The sequence below is a fragment of the Bartonella sp. MM73XJBT genome (assembly GCF_028618465.1).
In the GTDB taxonomy this organism is placed as follows: Bacteria; Pseudomonadota; Alphaproteobacteria; order Rhizobiales; family Rhizobiaceae; genus Bartonella.
In genome coordinates this window covers 22,797-42,763 of the sequence record NZ_JAQISY010000012.1, presented here as the reverse complement: position 1 = coordinate 42,763, position 19,967 = coordinate 22,797, and the positions used below count along the sequence as shown (strand labels likewise).

Annotated in this window: 10 protein-coding genes and 1 pseudogene; 5 read left to right on the top strand and 6 right to left on the bottom strand. The window is 35.9% G+C overall.

From position 1 onward, the window contains the following. Window positions 1-248 precede the first annotated feature (248 nt). Complete coding sequence (tyrS, locus tag PVV69_RS05555) at window positions 249-1,502, top strand: tyrosine--tRNA ligase (RefSeq protein WP_273756769.1); 1,254 nt, start codon at window positions 249-251, stop codon at window positions 1,500-1,502. Window positions 1,503-1,704: 202 nt separating this feature from the next. Beyond that, window positions 1,705-2,187 carry a peroxiredoxin gene (locus PVV69_RS05550; RefSeq protein ID WP_273756768.1) on the top strand — a complete coding sequence of 161 codons (483 nt, stop codon included), beginning with the start codon at window positions 1,705-1,707 and terminating at the stop codon, window positions 2,185-2,187. A gap of 118 nt (window positions 2,188-2,305) precedes the next feature. Here the strand turns inward: PVV69_RS05550 and prfB are convergent. From prfB to PVV69_RS05535, 3 genes are all read right to left on the bottom strand, one after another. After that, window positions 2,306-3,434, bottom strand: a protein-coding gene (gene prfB / locus PVV69_RS05545) for a peptide chain release factor 2 (RefSeq protein WP_273721261.1) whose coding sequence is annotated in 2 segments (ribosomal slippage) — window positions 2,306-3,364 and window positions 3,366-3,434 — 1,128 coding nt in all. Because the reading frame shifts where the segments join, the coding sequence is not laid out codon by codon here. Between the two features lie 187 nt (window positions 3,435-3,621). Further along, window positions 3,622-6,027: a penicillin-binding protein 1A gene (locus PVV69_RS05540; RefSeq protein ID WP_342753434.1), complete on the bottom strand. Its 2,406-nt coding sequence runs from the start codon at window positions 6,025-6,027 to the stop codon at window positions 3,622-3,624. Between the two features lie 230 nt (window positions 6,028-6,257). After that, the gene (locus PVV69_RS05535; RefSeq protein ID WP_273756766.1) at window positions 6,258-7,487 is read right to left on the bottom strand and encodes an N-acetylmuramoyl-L-alanine amidase; all 1,230 of its coding nucleotides are present in this window, start codon (window positions 7,485-7,487) and stop codon (window positions 6,258-6,260) included. 609 nt (window positions 7,488-8,096) lie between these two features. Between PVV69_RS05535 and PVV69_RS05530 the strand changes: the two genes are divergently transcribed. Further along, window positions 8,097-10,721, top strand: a complete 2,625-nt coding sequence (locus PVV69_RS05530; RefSeq protein WP_273756765.1) for a ribonuclease E/G — start codon at window positions 8,097-8,099, stop codon at window positions 10,719-10,721. 95 nt (window positions 10,722-10,816) lie between these two features. Here PVV69_RS05530 and PVV69_RS05525 read toward each other — a convergent pair whose 3' ends face one another. After that, window positions 10,817-11,428, bottom strand: coding sequence for an invasion associated locus B family protein (locus tag PVV69_RS05525; protein WP_273721266.1), 612 nt, complete (start codon window positions 11,426-11,428; stop codon window positions 10,817-10,819). Between the two features lie 835 nt (window positions 11,429-12,263). Then, window positions 12,264-13,058 (bottom strand): annotated as a pseudogene (locus PVV69_RS05520) (tyrosine-type recombinase/integrase); the annotation flags it as partial. 402 nt (window positions 13,059-13,460) lie between these two features. On the opposite strand from PVV69_RS05520, the gene PVV69_RS05515 reads away from it, so the two are divergent. Together PVV69_RS05515 and PVV69_RS05510 are read left to right on the top strand one after the other, a co-directional pair. Continuing rightward, complete coding sequence (locus tag PVV69_RS05515) at window positions 13,461-13,631, top strand: hypothetical protein (protein WP_273756764.1); 171 nt, start codon at window positions 13,461-13,463, stop codon at window positions 13,629-13,631. Between the two features lie 1,560 nt (window positions 13,632-15,191). After that, complete coding sequence (locus tag PVV69_RS05510) at window positions 15,192-16,049, top strand: hypothetical protein (protein WP_273756763.1); 858 nt, start codon at window positions 15,192-15,194, stop codon at window positions 16,047-16,049. A 412-nt stretch (window positions 16,050-16,461) separates the two neighbouring features. On the opposite strand, the gene mfd is transcribed toward PVV69_RS05510, so the two are convergent. Then, entirely contained in the window at window positions 16,462-19,962 is a 3,501-nt protein-coding gene (gene mfd, locus PVV69_RS05505; protein ID WP_273756762.1) for a transcription-repair coupling factor, read from the bottom strand. Window positions 19,963-19,967 lie beyond the last annotated feature (5 nt).

Genomic DNA, 19,967 nt, shown 5'->3' with positions numbered 1-19,967 from the left:
CCTGTAGCTCAGGACACCTTTTTGCATTGATTCTGCCTTTCTGTCATTTATCTACACTCAAAGATTTAAAAGGGATAATTTTCTTTGAGAAAAAAGTATTTTCTGCTGAAATAGACAAGTAAAATGACACCTGTGTTTTTACTTCCGATATTTTTCGTTCCCTTGTGAGATAGCTATTAATTATGGTAGAGAGAGGGTATTAACAAACCATCCGATCAATAAATGCAATTTTAATGAGGGACAAATCTGTGACTGTCTTTAAATCTGATTTTTTACACATTATGCACGAGCGTGGTTTTATCCACCAAATTTCGGATGAAAGAGGCTTAGATGATCTTTTTTCAAAAGAAATTGTAAGTGCCTATATTGGATTTGATCCTACAGCGTCGAGCCTACATGCCGGAAGTCTTCTGCAAATTATGATGCTTTATTGGTTACAAAAAACGGGTCATCGTCCCATTGCCTTAATGGGTGGAGGAACAGGACTGATTGGCGATCCTTCTTTTAAAGATGAAGCACGGCGCCTTCTAACACAAGATGATATTACTACAAATATTGCTAGTATTAAAAAGGTCTTCGCTCATTACTTAACATTTGGTGATAAAGAAACTGATGCATGTATTGTTAATAATGCTGAATGGTTATGCAATTTAAACTACTTAGAATTTTTGCGTGATGTAGGAAGACATTTTTCTGTTAACCGTATGTTGTCATTTGATTCCGTCAGACTAAGACTTGAGCGTGAACATTCTTTGTCATTCTTAGAGTTTAATTATATGATCCTGCAAGCCTATGATTTTGTTGAACTTTATAAGCGTTATGGACTGCGTATGCAAATGGGCGGTTCTGATCAATGGGGTAATATTGTTAATGGAATTGAGTTAGGACATCGCTTAGGAACAGCACAGTTATATGCATTAACTTCACCATTGCTCACCACGTCTTCTGGAGCAAAAATGGGCAAGTCCCTGAATGGTGCTATATGGCTTAACACAGATATGCTTTCACCTTATCAATTTTGGCAATACTGGCGTAACACAGAAGATGCTGATGTTATTCGGTTTTTAAAGCTTTATACCACATTGCCAATGGATGAGATTGTCAAACTTTCTGCATTACAAGGGAGTGAAATTAACGAAGCAAAGAAAATCCTTGCAACAGAAATTACCGCAATGTTGCATGGGCGCAGTCTTGCAAATGCAGCTGCTGAAACTGCTCGAAAAACTTTTGAAGAAAAAACACTTGGAGAAAATCTTCCAACTATTGAAATTCACGCTACAGAATTAAAAATGGGAATAGGATTACTTAATCTTTTAGTACGAACAAAACTTGCCAAATCTAACAGTGAGGCTCGCCGGCATGTTCAAGGCGGAGGTGTACGTATTAATGATCAAATCATTGAAGATGAGACGCGTCTTATTCTTGAAGAGGATGTCAATGCCGATGGAATTCTTAAACTTTCCTTCGGTAAGAAAAAACATGTTTTGATAAAACTAATATAATTGCTTTATAATTTTTATACTCCTTTTTTCATGCTGTTTATATTGATTTCTTTTCCTCGCTTCAATCCTTGTGATACAATAGCTTTTTTAGGCAATAATAAAAAATCTTTCGAAACAATAAATTTTAAAAAGTTGCATCATTCCTTCTTGTATGTATTCTTCATAGCTTGTAGTTGTTAGACAAAAAAGAAAGTCAAAAAAAATGACAAAATCAATGAAAGGCACCCTTGCTCCTGATTTTCACTTGCCCCGTGATGGGGGAGATAAAATATGTCTTTCTGACCTACAAGGGAAATGCGTTGTTTTATATTTTTATCCAAAAGATGATACGAGTGGCTGCACGTGTGAAGCACTTGATTTTACGCAATTAAAAGCAAAATTTGATGAAATAGGAGTGGTTGTTATTGGAATCTCTCCAGATAATGTTAAAAAACACGATAAATTTAAAACAAAACATGCACTTGATGTCATCCTTGTTTCCGATGAAGAAAAAAACACACTTGAAGCTTACGGTGTCTGGGTTGAAAAAAGCATGTATGGACGCAAATATATGGGCGTTGAACGAAGCACTTTTCTCATTGATAAAACCGGAAAAATAGCAGAAGAATGGCGTAAAGTGAGCGTGTCTGGACATGCTGAGAAGGTGTTAGCTGCTGCCACATTTTTACATGATCAAGATTTATAAATGTTGTTATTCAAGTAGTTTTAAAATATAAAAACCACTCCATTACTGGATTTCATAAATCTAGCAATGGAGATAGAATTAACGGATCAAGCAATCATCTTAAAAATATTGTCTTCGGTTAATCAATGTCTTCAATTTCCTGGGCTTTTCCGTAAATGCGCCGTGCAAGTGCTGCTTCTATGAATGCATCTAAATTGCCATTGAGTACGGATTGTGGATCAGTGTTTTCAACACCTGTGCGTAAATCTTTGACAAGCTGGTAGGGTTGCAGAACATAAGACCTAATTTGATGTCCCCATCCGATTTCTGTTTTAGAAGCTTCCACAGCATTTGTTTCTTCTTCTCTCTTTTTGAGTTCTTCTTCATAGAGTCTTGCGCGTAACATAGACCACGCAGTTGCTCTATTTTTATGCTGAGAACGCTCCGTTTGACATTGAACAACAATACCCGTTTTTATATGTGTGATACGAACTGCAGAATCTGTCGTATTGACATGTTGTCCTCCTGCCCCTGATGCACGATAAGTATCGATACGAACATCCGCCTCTGAAACATCAACTTCAATATTATCATCAATAACAGGATAAACCCAAATGCTTGCGAAAGAAGTATGGCGTTTTGCATTGGAATCAAACGGTGAAATGCGGACCAAACGGTGAACCCCTGATTCTGTTTTCAACAGACCATATGCGTTATGTCCTTTTACGAGAAGAGTTGCTGATTTTATGCCGGCTTCTTCTCCATCGTGAATCTCTAATATTTCAACCTTCATGTGATGCTGTTCAGCCCAACGTGTATACATACGCAACAACATAGAAGCCCAATCTTGGCTTTCCGTGCCTCCTGCACCGGCATGAACTTCTAGATAAGTATCATTCTGGTCTGCTTCTCCTGAAAGAAGCACATCAATTTGCTTTTTTTCTATCTCATTCTTAAGATTGCGTATGGTGTTTTCTGCATCAGTGATAATTTCGATATCACTTTCTTCTTCACCCATCGCGATTAACTCAATGCACTCTTCAAGCGTTTTTGTAAATGATCGAATGCCATGAATTGAATCATCCAGACGCTGACGCTCACGCATCATATCCTGTGCTTGTTGCGCATCATCCCAAAGTGTTGGATCCTCTGCTTTTTGATTGAGATATTCGAGACGTTTGAGTGATTGATCCCAGTCAAAGATGCCCCCTTAGCAACTTAATTGCTTGTTGGATTTCATCAACTAATGTTTCTATTTCTGCTCGCATAACTTCACACCGTCGTTTTTATTTTTTATTCTTTCTCTTTATATTTTTTAGCATTTTATACAAATCAGCTCTCGTAATAAGAGGATCGTATAATCTCATCAATCTCTTTACTGTAGCTACACTGCAAAAAAGGAGATAAAAATGCGTTTATTCCATTCATCCGTTATATCAAAAGAGATTTTTTTGATTAATACAGCCCACCTGTACCGCTTTCAAGAGCTTTATTAACCTGAGGAGAAGTAGTCATTGCTGGAACACCTTCTTGAAAAGAATTTGTGCCACCAATCACTTGATAGATATCAGCAGGTCCAGTTCCTGGCTTAAATGCTTCTATAATGACATCTTGCTCTCCTCTTTCTGCAAGCATGCCTGTCTTACGATTAATTGGCATTAAAATCATACCCTCTGGCATTTTAAATGGCACATTTGGTTTTCCTTTCAGAGCGCCTTCCATAAATTCACCAAAAATAGGTGCAGCCAATGAACTGCCTGTGCCATTATATCCTAATGGTGCTGGTTGATCGTAACCAACAAAAACACCAACGACAAGATCAGGGGTAAATCCCATAAACCATACATCTTTAGAATCATTTGTGGTTCCTGTTTTAGCGGCAATATGGCGATTGAGATAACGTAAACGTGCCGCTGTACCGCGTTGAACAACCCCTTCCATCATTGATGTAATCTGATAAGCCGTCATAGGATCAAGAACTTGATCTCTTTCATCAATTAATTTGGGTTCATTTTGATTATCCCATGTCTGAACATTACAATTTTCACAGAGACGATCATCATGACGGTAAATTGTTTTTCCATAACGATCTTGAATTCTGTCTATGAGAGAAGGATGAATAGAGCGTCCTCCATTGGCGATCACTGAATAAGCTGTCACCATTCGTAAAACCGTTGTCTCCCCAGCTCCTAAGGCCATGGGGAGATAAGGTTGCAATTTATCGACAATGCCAAAACGCTCTGCATATTCAGAAACAAGAGGCATTCCCATATCATAGGCAAGGCGTATGGTCATAAGATTGCGGGAATGTTCAATGCCATAACGTAGTGTTGAAGGTCCAGCATATGTACCTCCATAATTTTTAGGCTGCCAAATCTCACCATTATATTGGCGAATTTCGATGGGGCCATCTAAAACAACGGATGCTGGTGTATATCCATTATCGAGCGCCGCTGCATACACAAAAGGTTTGAAAGCAGAACCAGGCTGACGATACGCTTGTGTGGCGCGATTAAATTCAGATGCGGAAAAAGAAAATCCTCCCACCATTGCAAGAACACGCCCTGTCTCAGGTTCCATCGCAACAATGGCACCTTCAACTTTTGGAATTTGTTGTAATCGGTAAATATTGTTTGCATTGGGTATTTTTTCAACAAAAATAACATCGCCAACCTGCAGGACTTGCGATAGATTATGGGCAATCCTTCGATAGCCATTTTCTTTTACGACATTTAAAGCCCACTTTGAATCCTTCTCAGATAAAATAGCTGTTTCTCGTTTTTTTGATAATAAACCTGAATTTTCACGCTTGGGCTGCAAACCAATCTCTACTTTATTGGCATTAGCAGAAAGAACAACAGCCAAACGCCACTCAGGAACATCACTTAACCCCGTGATATTTGCAAGCTCTCCCCCCCAATCATCTTTCTTATCAATACGATCATAAGCTCCACGCCATCCTTGTGAATGATCAAATTTAATGAGCCCATTGTGTAAAGCTTTTCGAGCAAGAATTTGTAAATGAGGATCTAATGTTGTACGAATCGAAAGTCCACCCTCATAAAGTGTTTTTGCACCATAACGACGCATTAAACGGCGGCGTACTTCTTCAGTAAAATAGTCAGCAGCAAAAACATAACTATCGCTACCGCGTAATCTCGCTCCTAAGAGCTTTGTTTTCGCTTTTTCTCCCTGTTCACGCGTCACATATCCATTTGTTACCATTCGATCTATAACCCAATTGCGCCGATTAATGGCACGCTGTGTATTTTTGAATGGATCATAATTTCCCGGACCTTTGGGAAGAGCAGCCAAATAAGCACATTCTTCTAACGTTAGATCATTGACGGATTTATTGAAATAAGTCAAAGCAGCCGCCGCAATACCATAAGTGCCACGACCAAGATAAATTTCGTTGAGATAAAGCTCAAGAATATGTTCTTTTGAATAGGTTTTTTCGATACGCATCGCTAGAATAGCTTCCTTTAACTTACGCTCTAATGTTGCTTCTGAATTTAAAAGAAAGTTTTTAGCGACTTGTTGTGTAATGGTTGATGCCCCTTCTGGGCGTTTCCCAGAACCAATATTACGGATATTATTGATTAAAGCTCTAGAAAGTCCTTCGGGATCTAAGCCGAAATGATGATAAAAATTTTTGTCTTCAGCGGAAATAAAAGCCTCTTTAAGAATCTTTGGTATTGATTGAATCGGTAAATAGAGGCGATGCTTTGTTGCAAACTCTGCCATTAGGCTACCATCAGCAGCATGGACGCGTGTCATCACAGGTGGTTCATAGAGCGACAGAACTTCATAATCAGGAAGTATATTCGCCTGATCTGTTGCGAGTGCATCCTGTATCATTACACAGCAAAACCCAAGAAGCATAACAAAACTCAGAAGGTATCTAAAAAAAATCATCATCAGAACGGCTATCCACTCCTTTAGAATTGATTAAAGAAAAATATATTATCTTACTAACGCTGTGCGGATATCACCGCGCGATGGAAGATAAAGAAAAACTGTTTTTATCTTTTATTGTTTATACTAAACTCTATCAGAACCCGATACTGATACTTTATTTTCTCACCAATTTAAAGAGGTTGCATAATTTTCTGCTTATATTCAGCGAATTGGTGAATAGAATGCGCAATTGAGATAGCCATTTGTTTTCTCCATTGCGGATTGTTTAATAATTCTTCATCCTCTTTATTGGATAAATAACCAATTTCTATCAAAACAGAGGGGATGTCTGAAGCCCTTAAAACTTGAAAATCAGCATATCGATGAGGATTATTTATCAGATTGATATTACTTTTTGATAAATTTGAAACAACACTATTGGCAAAATTCACCGAAAATGCGTGCGTTTCACGTCGAGTAAGATCGAGCAAAATATCTGTAACTTCAAGCGATTCATCTACCGGTAAACCATCCAGAAGATCAACTCTATTTTCATTTTCAGCCAAGGATTTTGCAATTGCATCAGATGCTTTGTCTGATATGGTATAGACTGTAGCACCACGAAGAGAATGTAAATTAATAGTATCTGCATGAATAGATATAAAAAGATCGGCATCAAATTCTTGCGCTTTTTTAACTCTTTCACTTAATCTTAAAAAAATATTAGAATCGCGTGTTAAAGCTACGGTGATATGAGAATATTTTTTTAATTCATCTCGCAAGACACGAGCAAAGGCAAGTGTTACATCTTTTTCTAAAATCCCACTAATACCTCGCGCACCACCATCAATTCCACCATGACCAGGATCAAGAACAACACGAAAATTACGTGTTGTTATTCGTTGTATTTTTGTATCAAGCTTGTTGCTTTCTTGTTTTTCAAATATTTCATTAAACTCTTCTTGTGTCGTTTTACGAATATCAATCAGGAGTTGCCATAAACCATTCTCTAATTTTTGGATTGTACTCTTTTCAACAACAAAAGCAATTTTACTCGTCAAAATAATGCGTGAAGTCCGTATATCAGAAAAACCATAACGAACATCTGATAACATACTTGATAGTGTATTCTGTTTTTTAAAAGGTGTATTTTGTCCTGAAAAATCAACAGTAGGCAAATTGATAATCAAACGGGCAGGCTTATCCAAAGTCTGTAAACGAACATTGGGTTCAGCATTAAAAACCGCAATAATACGTGTGCGTGCACTATCTCCAATAGTTCGCAAATCAACAAGTTTTAAAGCATTTGCCGCTTGGATATTTGTTTGAAATATTAAAAAAAAGAATACATAACATAGGACGTACAAAATAATATCCCAATAGGCTGCTTTTGGCTTTTTGGTAGAAACCCCTTTTATCATAAGTGAAATACTCTTAAATTCTCTATTAGCAACAATTGATCTCAACGGTATAAAAGCAATCTATCAGATTTATTTCATCTTTTTCAATAAATGCTGAATTCTCCAACTTTAAAAAATACCTCTAAAAATTAAATTAAGGCAATAAAGGCATTATAATGATATGTATTTACATTGTTACTTGCCAAAATCATGATATCAACATAAAAGAACATTTACGGCTTCCTAGCCAATAGTAACCACCTAAATAATCTGTAGTCCATATTAAGTTGTTTTTTAGAATATTTGTTACCACGTTATACATTCAGGCTTTTTATGGATGAAATTTTTTTGTGTCACAAAAGCTAGGATTACGTTATTTAGATTCGCTGGTTCGGACATCCGAACTATTTTAAAGATTATTTTACCGGAGACTTACAAAAATTATGAGTCATACAAAACAGAGGGAAATGATGATGAGAATTGCTGTAAATGCAGTCTTGCATCTCTATGGAGTATCCCGTTCTGTTTTACTGGTACCTCCCTTTTATGGCAGACAGCCCCTCACATTTGCGAATAGTCATACTGTTCGTTTGAATAAAGTTGCGCATGTCGCCTTCAGGATTTTAACTTATGTCAAACAAAATGCTTATAGATGCCTCCCATCCGGAGGAAACACGTGTTGTTGTTGTTCACGGCAACAAAATTGAGGAACTTGATTTTGAATCAGAACATAAAAAGCAGCTTAAGGGGAATATTTATCTGGCGCGTATTACACGTGTAGAGCCATCGCTCCAAGCAGCTTTTGTCGAATATGGTGGTAATCGCCATGGTTTTTTGACATTTTCTGAAATTCATCCTGATTATTATCAAATTCCTATTGCGGATCGTCTGGCTCTTCTTGAAGAAGAGGAACAAGCTGCTGTAGGAGACAATTATGTAGATGTTCCTACTGAAGAAACAAAAAAGAATAAAAGACGCTCCAGAAAAACAAAAAAAGATGAGCGTAATGATGTCATGGCAGTTGATGTTGAAAATGACATGAGATCTGAAGCAATAACCGTTGATGATGCAGAAGAATCTTTTAGTGCAAGTATTGCTCATGATGATATTGAAATGGTTGGTGCCGAGGATGTGCGTGAAGAACTCCCTACCTATCAACGAAAACAAGGACGTCAATATAAAATTCAAGAAGTGATGAAGCGACGTCAAATTTTGTTGGTGCAAGTTATCAAAGAAGAACGTGGCAATAAAGGTGCTGCACTCACAACATATTTATCTCTAGCAGGTCGTTATTCTGTTCTCATGCCCAACACAGCACGTGGGGGTGGTATTTCACGAAAAATCACCAATCTACAAGATCGCAAGCGTCTTAAAGAAATTGTAAAAGAGTTAGCTGTTCCTAAGGGCATGGGTGTTATCCTACGAACAGCTGGAGCGAATAGAACAAAAGCCGAGATTAAACGCGATTATGAATATCTTACCCGATTATGGGATACTATTCGCACTTTGACACTTAAATCCACGGCACCATGTCTTGTTCATGAAGAAAGTAATCTCATAAAGCGTTCTATACGAGACCTTTATAATAAAAATATTAATGAAATTCTTGTTTCAGGTGACCAAGGATATCGTGAAGCAAAAGATTTCATGCGTATGCTTATGCCAAGTCATGCAAAAGTTGTACAACCTTATCGCGATCCTATCCCAATTTTTACACGCAATAATATTGAAATTCAACTTGATAAAATGTTGCACCCACAAGTTTCTTTAAAATCTGGTGGTTATCTTGTTATTAATCAAACTGAAGCGCTTGTTGCTATTGATGTAAATTCTGGTCGTTCTACCAAAGAACTTTCTGTTGAGAAAACAGCATTACAAACCAACCTTGAAGCTGCAGAAGAAATAGCACGTCAATTACGTTTGCGTGATCTTGCTGGTTTGATTGTGATTGATTTTATAGACATGCTTGAAGAGCGCAATGTGAGACTGGTCGAAAAAAAATTGAAAGATTGCTTAAAAAGTGACCGTGCTCGTATTCAAGTTGGTCACATTTCACACTTTGGCCTTTTGGAAATGAGTCGTCAACGTATTCGCGTATCAGTTTTAGAAAGCACAACACACCCCTGCCCGCATTGTGCTGGAACAGGAAATGTTCGTTCTGAATCATCAATAGCTTTACATGTCATGCGCTCAATTGAAGAATATCTTCTTCACAATCCGCAACATAACATTACTGTACGCACGCCCGTAACAACAGCGCTTTATGTATTAAATCATAAACGCAATATTCTTGTTAATCTAGAAGCGCGCTTTAAACTTAATATTAGTATTGAAGCAGATGATAGCATTGGAACGCAACATCTCATTATTTCTAAGGGTGCAATAGCGGAAGCAGTTTCTCAGACTCCATTGCTCTTTGAAGATAACAATAAAGAAGAAATCACAGATGAACTCTTAAGAGATAATCCTGTTACAGAAGATAGAACACTTGTTGAAACAAAGCAGAAACGTCAGCGTAAAAATCGTCAAGGCGAAGTTCATGACAATTCTCTTTCCACCATTCATAAAAAAGATGATACACTAAATGATGATACTCGTCGTCGGGGACGTCGTCGGGGACGTCGTGGGGGGCGCCATCATCAGGATAATAGTTCTTATCAGCCTCGTACTCCTTATGCAGAACCGGTAGGAGATTTTGCTAAACAGGCCTTAGAAGAAATCAAAACAGCCTATCGCAAACGTCGTATTCCAGCTGCAAAATCTGCCCCATTAGAAGAAGCAAAAAATGATACACAACACTTGAATATACAACAAGATGATATTGTAAAAGTTGATACGATTACTAAACCTAAAAACCATAAAGTACGTTCGTCAAAAACAGTGCAAAATCAGCAAGATATTGGAAACGACCAAAATGTAATAGTAGCAGAATCTTTAGAAGGAAAATCTATAACTGCTCCAAAACGTAAAGTTAAAACAAAAAAAATGGATGAAACTGCGCATGACACCGCGGAAGAAACGCCTGAAAATAGCAAAAAACGAATACGTAAAACGCGTAAAAAATCACTCTCTAAAGAGTTAACAACACAAGAACCATCAGAACAAAAAACTGTAAGTGAGGAAACTACCAAATCAGCTTCCTCCAAAGTTGAGGAGAAAATCAATACCCCTGTTGTTATATCATCAACACCTGATGACTCTCCCAAGACTGAGCGCACTGGTTGGTGGAAACGTAGAAATCTTTCTAAAAATTAAATATAAGAAAACCGCCGTAAATATTTTACGGCGGTTTCAATAAGTAAACATAGCGAAAAATATTCAAAGAATACTTTACTTATGTCGTATATTAATTAGTTCTGTTTAGCTTTCTCTTGCTCAGCGCGCATACGATCTTCAATCTCTTTTTGCTTTGATTGAATGGCTTGTTGCAACTTTATTTGTTCTTGTTGAAAATCTTTTTCCTCCATACCAGGACCTGTGTACGCAGCTGTGAATCCATTAAGAGAAAATTCAATAGGATTAGCTGAACCACGAAAATTAATTGTAGTTACAACCATTTTTGAACCACTTTTCATAGCAGTAATAAGCTTATCATCTAACACATCATTGGCAATACAACTAGGCCCGTTACAAATAATATAAGGAACTTTTTTAGAGAAATTATCTCCTATTTGAATGAGAACACCTTCTGGCAAAAAACGACCTGTAGGCACTTGAATACCTATACGTTTTTCATTTTGTTTTCCTTTTATTTCAACAAGATTAAAGGCTGTTAAAGGCTGTCCCGTATTTGATACAACAGTGTTCATTGTATTACAAACATCAACATCATGCTGCTTACTGCAAACCTTATACCAACCTTGAGATAAAGTCTGCGCCCCTGCAGAAGTATGAATTGTAAAAAAAAGGGCAACAGCTCCCGCTAACCCTGAAATAACAGAATAAATATTTTTATGCGACATGATTAAGTCAATCCTTTCAACGCGCTTTTATAATATCCCCAACAACAGGAATATTAAATATAATTTCAATCAAGTGTATTAAATTAAACCAATGAAATGACACCCTCTCTTTACGTTTCTTACTTCAATATAAAGAGAAAAGTCAAATTTGGAGGAAACACTACAATTTGCCAGCTAAATTCTTATGCATTCTTATACAGTTTTCTCCTTTTATGGCATTAGGATTTATGAAATTAATCTACAAAATATCTTACTGTCACGAAATGAAATAAAATTGCATAAACGAATCATTATTACAATATAGTCATAAGTAAATTCTTATATTATTCTATAGATCTTATTACTTTAAATTTTTTTATATTTATATTTCTTCTTGTTAAATCATGAAGCTCTAGCTGCGGTGTTGTTGGAACATTTGGTGGATTAAATCCCTTCGTCATTCGCAGTTTTAGTACAACGGCAAGAAAACTTTTCTCAGATGAACAATTTTTCTAGTTTTGTTTATGGAACAATGATGGTACGCTCTCTTTATGAAGCTTTTACACTTTTATAACCTTTTGACAGAAAAAATTGAATTAAACAATACACGCACTGAAATTACTTTTTCTGAATCCAAAGGCACGCTTTTAGATGGCAAGCCACTAACAGTTGAAGACGTATTCTTCACAATGAAGTTATCTTAAAGATAAAGGAAGTTCTCCATTTGATCACTATATGAAACATATAGAAGCTATCGAAAAGATTAAAGATTTATGGTATTAAAATACGTTTTCCACATTCAAAAGATCGCAAATTTCCTCTTCTTTTGGCAAGCCTAATGCCTATCGTAGCTCGACATATTCTCAGCAGGAATAGTCCATATATTCCCCTCAACTTGCTCTTTATGAATATGACACAAAGGATTGGTACGAACGCCTGTCAGGATAAGCAAACGTAAAGCCAGTTGTGTTAGGGTTGATGCTTCACAAAGTGTTTTATAAAAAGCCGGAACCTCTCTCCAATCCATTGCTGGAAAGTTTTGTTTCTTATGGCGTTGTTTACCTAAGAGAGCGCGTGCTTTTTCTGTTGCTTGTAAATCAACATCCAACCCTAATGCAGCCGCATGTTTGAGACAAAGATTAAGACGTATCAATGCTTTCTCTGCTGTTCCAGCCTTTGTATGCCAAATAGGAGCGAGGGTATTGCGTATCTCTGTTTGGGTAATCTCTGAAACGGGCAGACAGCCTAATTTAGGGAGAATATGAAGGCGTAGAGGTAAAAACCAATGTCCATTTTTACCATCCCCTTTTAATTCAGCTTTACGACTTTCAAAAGCATCTAGTGCAATATCTTTTAAATAATGGAGATTGCTTATTGCTTCACGCTTTTGTTTATCGCGTTCTTTAATGGGGTCACGACCCTCACGTAAAACAGAACGCCATCCTGTTGCCAATTCACGGGCTTGTTTTAAAGAGACATCTCTTAAAGCCCCCAAGCCCATTTCGCGGCGCCGCCCGTGAATGGTATAACGATAAATCCATTGAGCACCTCCATCTTTACGCTTATGAAGAAGCAAGCCGGCACCATCATTATATTTGCCAGCCCCCAATGTTGCGACAGCCCTTGCATTAAGACGGTTCATAAGGACCATTTTTAGTCCTTTCTTATACAAATTTGATCCACACACTCATCCCGCTTGTAATGTGCAAATGAGTGATTTTAATTGATGCAACATAAACAGATTTGAAATGAGAGAATCTTACGTTATTCGAGGGTCTCATTCAATATGAATAACGCTAAATTATCATTATAAATCAATATCTTGTAATACTATTCATGTTGATGATTTTTTTGAAATGAATTGAATAAGATTCTAGGAAGCGATCCCTATATTATTGAGCATGTTGATCCAGGTAGCGGATTATCTATAAACATAATCCTCATATTAGAGACAAGATCTTTCCTTTAATTAAAAGGATTAAATAACTTTGATATCATTCAAATTGAATATTTTCGTAATAATACGGCATACTTTGAAGCCTTTTAAAAAGGTATGATTGGTATTTTTATTGAAACAAATCCCAATCGTTGGCAACACTGCTATGATTTTCCAGATGTCCACGAAGAACGTGTTATTAAAGAAAATTTTTCAAAAGAAACTCCTGCCGATTTCATGGGATTTGTTTTTCATACGCATCATACTATTTTAAATATAAGAGAATAAAACAGGCTTTATCTCTCCTTTTTGATTTTGAATAGGCAAATCATCGTCTTTCCAATAATATCTATTGTAGAACAGAAGGTTATTGGGATCTGGCTATTTCTTTCATCTTTTGAAAAACCAGCAAGTGAAAAAAAACAATATTTTTAGCACCTTATCCTGATGCAGTTTTTCTAAGGTTGTGGATGCAAGCTGGCGTATTTCCAAAACAGATAGATCAGGTATGGATCGATCGATAGTGAAAAAAGTTTAAAAACTTTTATAAAAAGTAGGATTTACGAAAAAATAATAGAGCTATTGTCACCAATGATTTGCCGTTTCAATTTAAAATTATGACTCAACCACGTGAAGAAGCAAAAGTTGCTCTTGCCTTTCAAAGTATGTTGTCACACCTAAGTATTCACGCTGAAGTTAGAACCGTTTATGATAGTCCACACCAAAATAGTTTGGGAATGTTTGGTTATGATATGATTATAGCAAAATAAAAAAACTCTCTCTTTTCAGCAAACGAACAAATAAATTGTTGGAGTTCTGCTTCTCAAAATTTGAAAAAGGAGTTTTAATTTTTCTGGAGTAGCTGATCCTGCTATAGATGCAATGATAAAAGCGATGCTTGATGCTCACTTAGATGTTGATTTCATTGCAGCAGTTCAGGCTTTGGATAGAGTTCTTATTTCTGAAGTTACTATATATACCTCTGTATCATTTACTTGAACAGTGGATAGCACGTTGATCATACATTAAACACCCTACCTATACATCACTTTGTGGATATCACTTGCCCGCTTGGTAGCGTGAATAAAAATAATTTAACAAAACTTATTTTATTTTTATTATATGAGTAATTTTGAATAAAATAATAAAGGTTGATAAAAGATATTCTTATTTAGATAAGAATAAATATTTTTACTATTATTTTAATTTAGAATATTTAATTTATTATAATTATATATAATAAATATATACAATATATCTATATATATAGATAAGAGTGTTCTTATTATATATAGATAAATTTACAGAGAGTCATAAATAAAGTTAAATTAAAAACTGTTCTTGCAAAAGCGTATTCTTTTCCTGCAAGAGACCATAGTATTATGTATTATTAGAAGTGCGATTTTTAAAAAGATTTAAATTAGTTAAGTTTTTCTTCAATAAATTTTATTCTACTGTTAATATTTTCTCTTTTCTCTTTAAAATACTGATATTTTTTACCAAGAGATAACTCGGCTAAGCTGGACACGGCATAAGAATTGTTGAAGCAACATATTAAAAGTGAGTAACAAAAAAGCTATAAAGAGTAATTTTTGTAATAAAGAAACCATTTCCTTCTTTCTAAAAATCATATGAATCTTTTATTGTCATTTAAAAAAATATTGTATCGATATGTATTAATTAAAAGTGATATTTTGGTAAAATATAAAAATTTTTTAGTGTTTTAATTGAGTTTTTAACTGACATATTTTACACATATTGTATATAATTGAGTTGATATCATCAGGCTAATATATTAAAAAGCGCGCTATTAAAAATAGAGAGTACCATTTATCAAAGTGAGATAAGATGATTTCCTCATTACAAAGATTGTTGAATATAATATTTCTGTTACTGGCTTTGATATGTGGAGTAAAAAATGTTTATGCTGCATTTCTTTTTAATGAAACTCTTGATGAAAAATATCAACGTTTTAAAGATAGAAAAATTATTGTTGACAGTGAAATTGAATTCATTGAGGAAAAACTGGATGCGTTGAATCTTTTGATAAAACGTACTCCTCGTATAAAACACTACAAGATTTTACATGAACAGAATAAGCTTTTGCAAAAACAGGATGACCTCAGTGAGGAACATTTCAGGCTTACTTTAAAACTAGGGAAGTTAGCTGAAGGAAAGCTTAAATTGATATATAGAACATACATCGCGCAAGAGTACGAGGAAAAAGAATATGAAGAGAAGCGCCTTAAAGCAAGGGAATATTTAGAAAGAATTCAATTTTTTAATGAATGGAAAGTAACTGAAAATGTTTTAGGTAATGATGAGATAATGAAAAACTATCTTATTTTTGTTGTTGCTTGCAGAACCTTTGAAAGCATCTTGCATAGTGATATAGCTGCTGTTTTGCGCAAAGATTTCGGTTGGAAAAAGAAGGATTTCAGTTGGGCAAAAGATGCAATCCAGTCAATAGATCTAAAGTTAGTCAAAGGCATTAAAGAACTTCTAAAAACAGGACCTTATAATTATAAAAAAGAGTTATATGACAATATAATAAATGCTGTCGTACGTGGAGATTCATCTTTAGAAAATATACCTATGGTTTGCAAAGCATTTGAGGGAGTGCATAATATAGTTTTGCCAAATAAAAGAAAAAATATTATAAGCCGTATGCTTTTTTATATTCAAGAATGGTTCGGTAAAACTTAGTTCTATTCACTCTTGTTATATTTTCTTCATAGGATGAAAAAATCAATATTCTACAATAAGATGTTACACTAACAGATAGTATATAAATTAGTATTAGGCCACAAAACAATTCTCTATATGGAAGACAATAAGATTATAGTTATAGATGATAAATTAAACTGATCATTTGCATTTTTTTGTAATTAAAACAGTTCATTTTATAATAATACCTAATTTAGTATATTCTAGCTTGTTAAAAAATGTATAAGAAACTTATTTAGTATATTTATATTTTTATTATTTTCTACTATTTATAAAATTATTAATTGTCAAAAACTACTTTTATTTTATTAATATGATACATAATTTATATTTTTTATAGTTATTGCAGTTTTTAAATTATTTTTAATATAAAGATAATATAGGAAAATTTTTAAACAGAATGGTGTTCTGCCATTTCTACAAGCTGTGTCATGATTGTTGCTGCTCCAGTGAGCCTTTCATCGACGGTTGACCAGTCACGAATAAGAGCTATAGTTTGATCTGGTCTAATTTTTGCCATTGGACCTTGTTTTCCGATCCACTGGACAAGCGCCACACTATTTGCAAAATAATTATTGCGGAATTGTATAACAACTCCCTTTGGTCCCGTATCTAATTTTTCCACATGAGCTTTTCGACACAAGGTTTTAATATAAAAGACTTTAAGAAGATGTTGGACCTCCAATGGCAAAGGACCAAAGCGATCTATTAATTCGGCAGCAAATTCATCTATTTGTTCTAAATTATTAAGTTCTGTTAAACGACGATAAAGCCCCATGCGTAATGGTAAATCAGGTACAAAACCTTCTGGTATCATTACTGTTGTACCAAGTGAAATTTGAGGAGACCATTGTTGGTCCTCATCTTGTTTGCCATTTTTTAATTCAGCAACGGCTTCTTCAAGCATTTTTTGATAGAGTTCAAATCCAACCTCTTTGATATGTCCTGATTGCTCTTCACCCAAAAAATTTCCTGAACCACGAATATCCATGTCATGACTTGCCAATTGAAAACCAGCTCCTAAGCTATCCAGAGATTGTAAAACTTTAAGACGACGATCAGCAGCAGGCGTTAAAACTTTACCTGAGGGATAGGTAAAAAGTGCGTAAGCACGTTGTTTTGAACGCCCTACCCTACCACGTAATTGATAAAGAGCAGCAAGACCAAACAACTCAGCACGATGTACAATTAATGTATTCGCTGTTGGAATATCAAGTCCTGATTCAATGATGGTTGTTGACAGCAAAACATCATATTGTCCATCATAAAATGCATTCATAATATCATCAAGTTGTCCAGCTGGCATTTGCCCATGAGCAACAACGAATTTGAGTTCAGGTACATGTGTTTTGAGGTACTCTTCTACAGAGACAAGATCAGAAATACGAGGACAAACATAAAAACTTTGTCCACCACGGTAATATTCTCGAAGCAATGTCTCGCGTATAACCAGTGAATCAAACGGTGAAATAAAAGTACGAACCGCCATTCTATCAATGGGAGGAGTGGTTATCAATGACAATTCCCGTACCCCTGATAATGCGAGTCCTAAAGTGCGCGGTATGGGAGTTGCCGAGAGTGTGAGAACGTGAATATCACTTTTAAGCTCTTTTAAACGCTCTTTGTGTTTTACACCAAAATGTTGCTCTTCATCAATGATAAGAAGTCCTAACCGTAAAAAATTAACGGCATCACTTAAAAGTGCATGTGTGCCAATAACAATATCAATCGTACCATCTGCAATACCCTTTTTGACTTGTGCAAGTTCTTTAGTTTTCACAAGCCTTGATGCATGACCAATTTTAATGGGCAATCCTTGAAAACGTGAAAGAAAAGTTTTGTAATGTTGTCGTGAAAGTAAAGTTGTCGGCACAACCACAGCAACCTGATATCCACTTAAAGCGGCAACAAAAGCACTTCGAATGGCAACTTCTGTTTTTCCAAAGCCAACATCGCCACATATTAAGCGATCCATTGGTTTGCCTGATGCCAAATCATCTAATACAGCATCAATAGCATTCATTTGATCTTCTGTTTCTTCATAGGGAAAGCGTGCAACAAATTCATCAAATGGTCCAATTGGCGGAACCAAAGCAGATGCAGAACGCATAGCACGCTCTGCCGCTATACGGATTAATTGTCCTGCCATTTCCAATAAATGTTTTTTAAGTCGTGTTTTGCGTGCTTGCCAAGCAACACCACCTAACTTGTCTAATGTAACATCGGTTCCCTCCGATCCATAACGTGAAAGAAGTTCGATATTTTCAACAGGTAAAAAAAGCCTATCGCCTCCAGCATATTTAATTTCAAGACAATCTCGTAAAATTCCGGTTGTTGTAATCGTTTTAAGACCAACAAATTGCCCAATACCATGGTCGACATGCACAACCATATCGCCAGAATTTAAAGCTGCAATTTCAGAAATAAAGTTTGTATTGTGCTTCCGTCGTTTGGGTGATCTTATGAATCGGTCACCGAGAATATCTTGCTCTGTTATGAGAGAAAAATCCTCCACTTCAAAACCATGCTCTATTCGTATAACAGCTGCTGTTATACGATCACGTGGTGTTGCTTGTACCGTTTGTAATGATTTTACAACATCTATTTTTTTTACTCCATGTTCATCTAGAACCTGCAGCAAACGTGTGAGAGATCCTTCACTCCAACCGGCTAATAATACCTTCTTGCCAGCAGCACGCAATGAAGCAACATGATGAGCGACACTTGAAAAAACATTTTTCTCCTGTGCATTGCGCTCTTTTACAAAATCATATCCCAGTTTAACATTTGCGTGAATAACCGTTTTTCCAAAAGTTTGCGGAACATTAAAAGGCGTAAAATCAATACGTTGTCCGGATGTTCTAGTGATTTCTGCGACACGCTCTGGCGTTAAATAAAGAAGGCTAGGCTCTATCGGATGATAAGAAGTAGGATTTGCTTTATCATTTTCATGCTCTTTGCGCGCATTATAATAATCTTCAATAAGGCGATAGCGTTCGATAAGCACTTCTTCTATAAGATGTTCAAAAACAACTGCTAAATTACCACAATGATCAAAAAAACTATCAAGTTTCTCATAAAAAAAGGGCAACCAATGTTCCATACCGGAAAAACGTCGCCCTTGAGAAAGAGCTTCATACAGCATGTTCTTTTTTTGTGACACACCAAATGTACGAATATAGTTGCTTTTAAATCTGCTAATGCATTCAGCAGTAAGAACAACCTCACTCATTGAGTGTAGAAGAAATTCCGTTCGTTTGCTTGTTGTTCTTTGGGTGGCAGGATCAAATACACGGATGGTCTCTAGAGTGTCTCCAAAAAAATCAAGCCGTAATGGTTCAACATCAATCGGAGAAAAAATATCAAGAATTCCTCCTCTCACAGCAAATTCACCAACATCACGAACAACCGTAACACGCTCAAAACCATTAGATTCTAAAAATTGAATGAAATGCTCCATCCCCGTACGCTGGCCAACACGTGCGTGAATTACTTGAGTTTCAATTATTTCACGAGGAGGCAATTTTTGCATAATTGCATTTGCTGTTGTTAATATAATTGCAGCGTGTGGATTTTTACGCAAACTTGTTATATGAGCCAAAGTCGAAAGCCGACGTGCCATAACAGCACTTCCAGGTGAGACCCGATCATAGGGTAAACAGTCCCATGCAGGAAATTGAAGTACAGGTAAATTGGGCTCAATAAAATTTAAAACTTGCTGTAAATGGGAAATTTTTGTTCCATCACGAATAACATAGATAAGTGGCTTATCATGTGCAATTTTTGAACGCAATTGAGCAAGTACAAAGGCTTCAAATCCATCGGTAATCCCATCAAAAATCATGGGAGTAGAGATGTCTTGGGGAATGATAATTTTTTTAAATATAGACATTTGAA

Coding starts and splice junctions, on each gene's coding strand:
- PVV69_RS05550 (WP_273756768.1), top strand. CDS start 1,705: ATGACAAAATCAATGAAAGGCACCCTTGCTCCTGATTTTCACTTGCCC.
- PVV69_RS05540 (WP_342753434.1), bottom strand. CDS start 6,027: ATGATACAGGATGCACTCGCAACAGATCAGGCGAATATACTTCCTGAT.
- PVV69_RS05535 (WP_273756766.1), bottom strand. CDS start 7,487: ATGATAAAAGGGGTTTCTACCAAAAAGCCAAAAGCAGCCTATTGGGAT.
- PVV69_RS05530 (WP_273756765.1), top strand. CDS start 8,097: ATGTCAAACAAAATGCTTATAGATGCCTCCCATCCGGAGGAAACACGT.
- PVV69_RS05525 (WP_273721266.1), bottom strand. CDS start 11,428: ATGTCGCATAAAAATATTTATTCTGTTATTTCAGGGTTAGCGGGAGCT.
- PVV69_RS05515 (WP_273756764.1), top strand. CDS start 13,461: ATGATTGGTATTTTTATTGAAACAAATCCCAATCGTTGGCAACACTGC.
- PVV69_RS05510 (WP_273756763.1), top strand. CDS start 15,192: ATGATTTCCTCATTACAAAGATTGTTGAATATAATATTTCTGTTACTG.
- mfd (WP_273756762.1), bottom strand. CDS start 19,962: ATGTCTATATTTAAAAAAATTATCATTCCCCAAGACATCTCTACTCCC.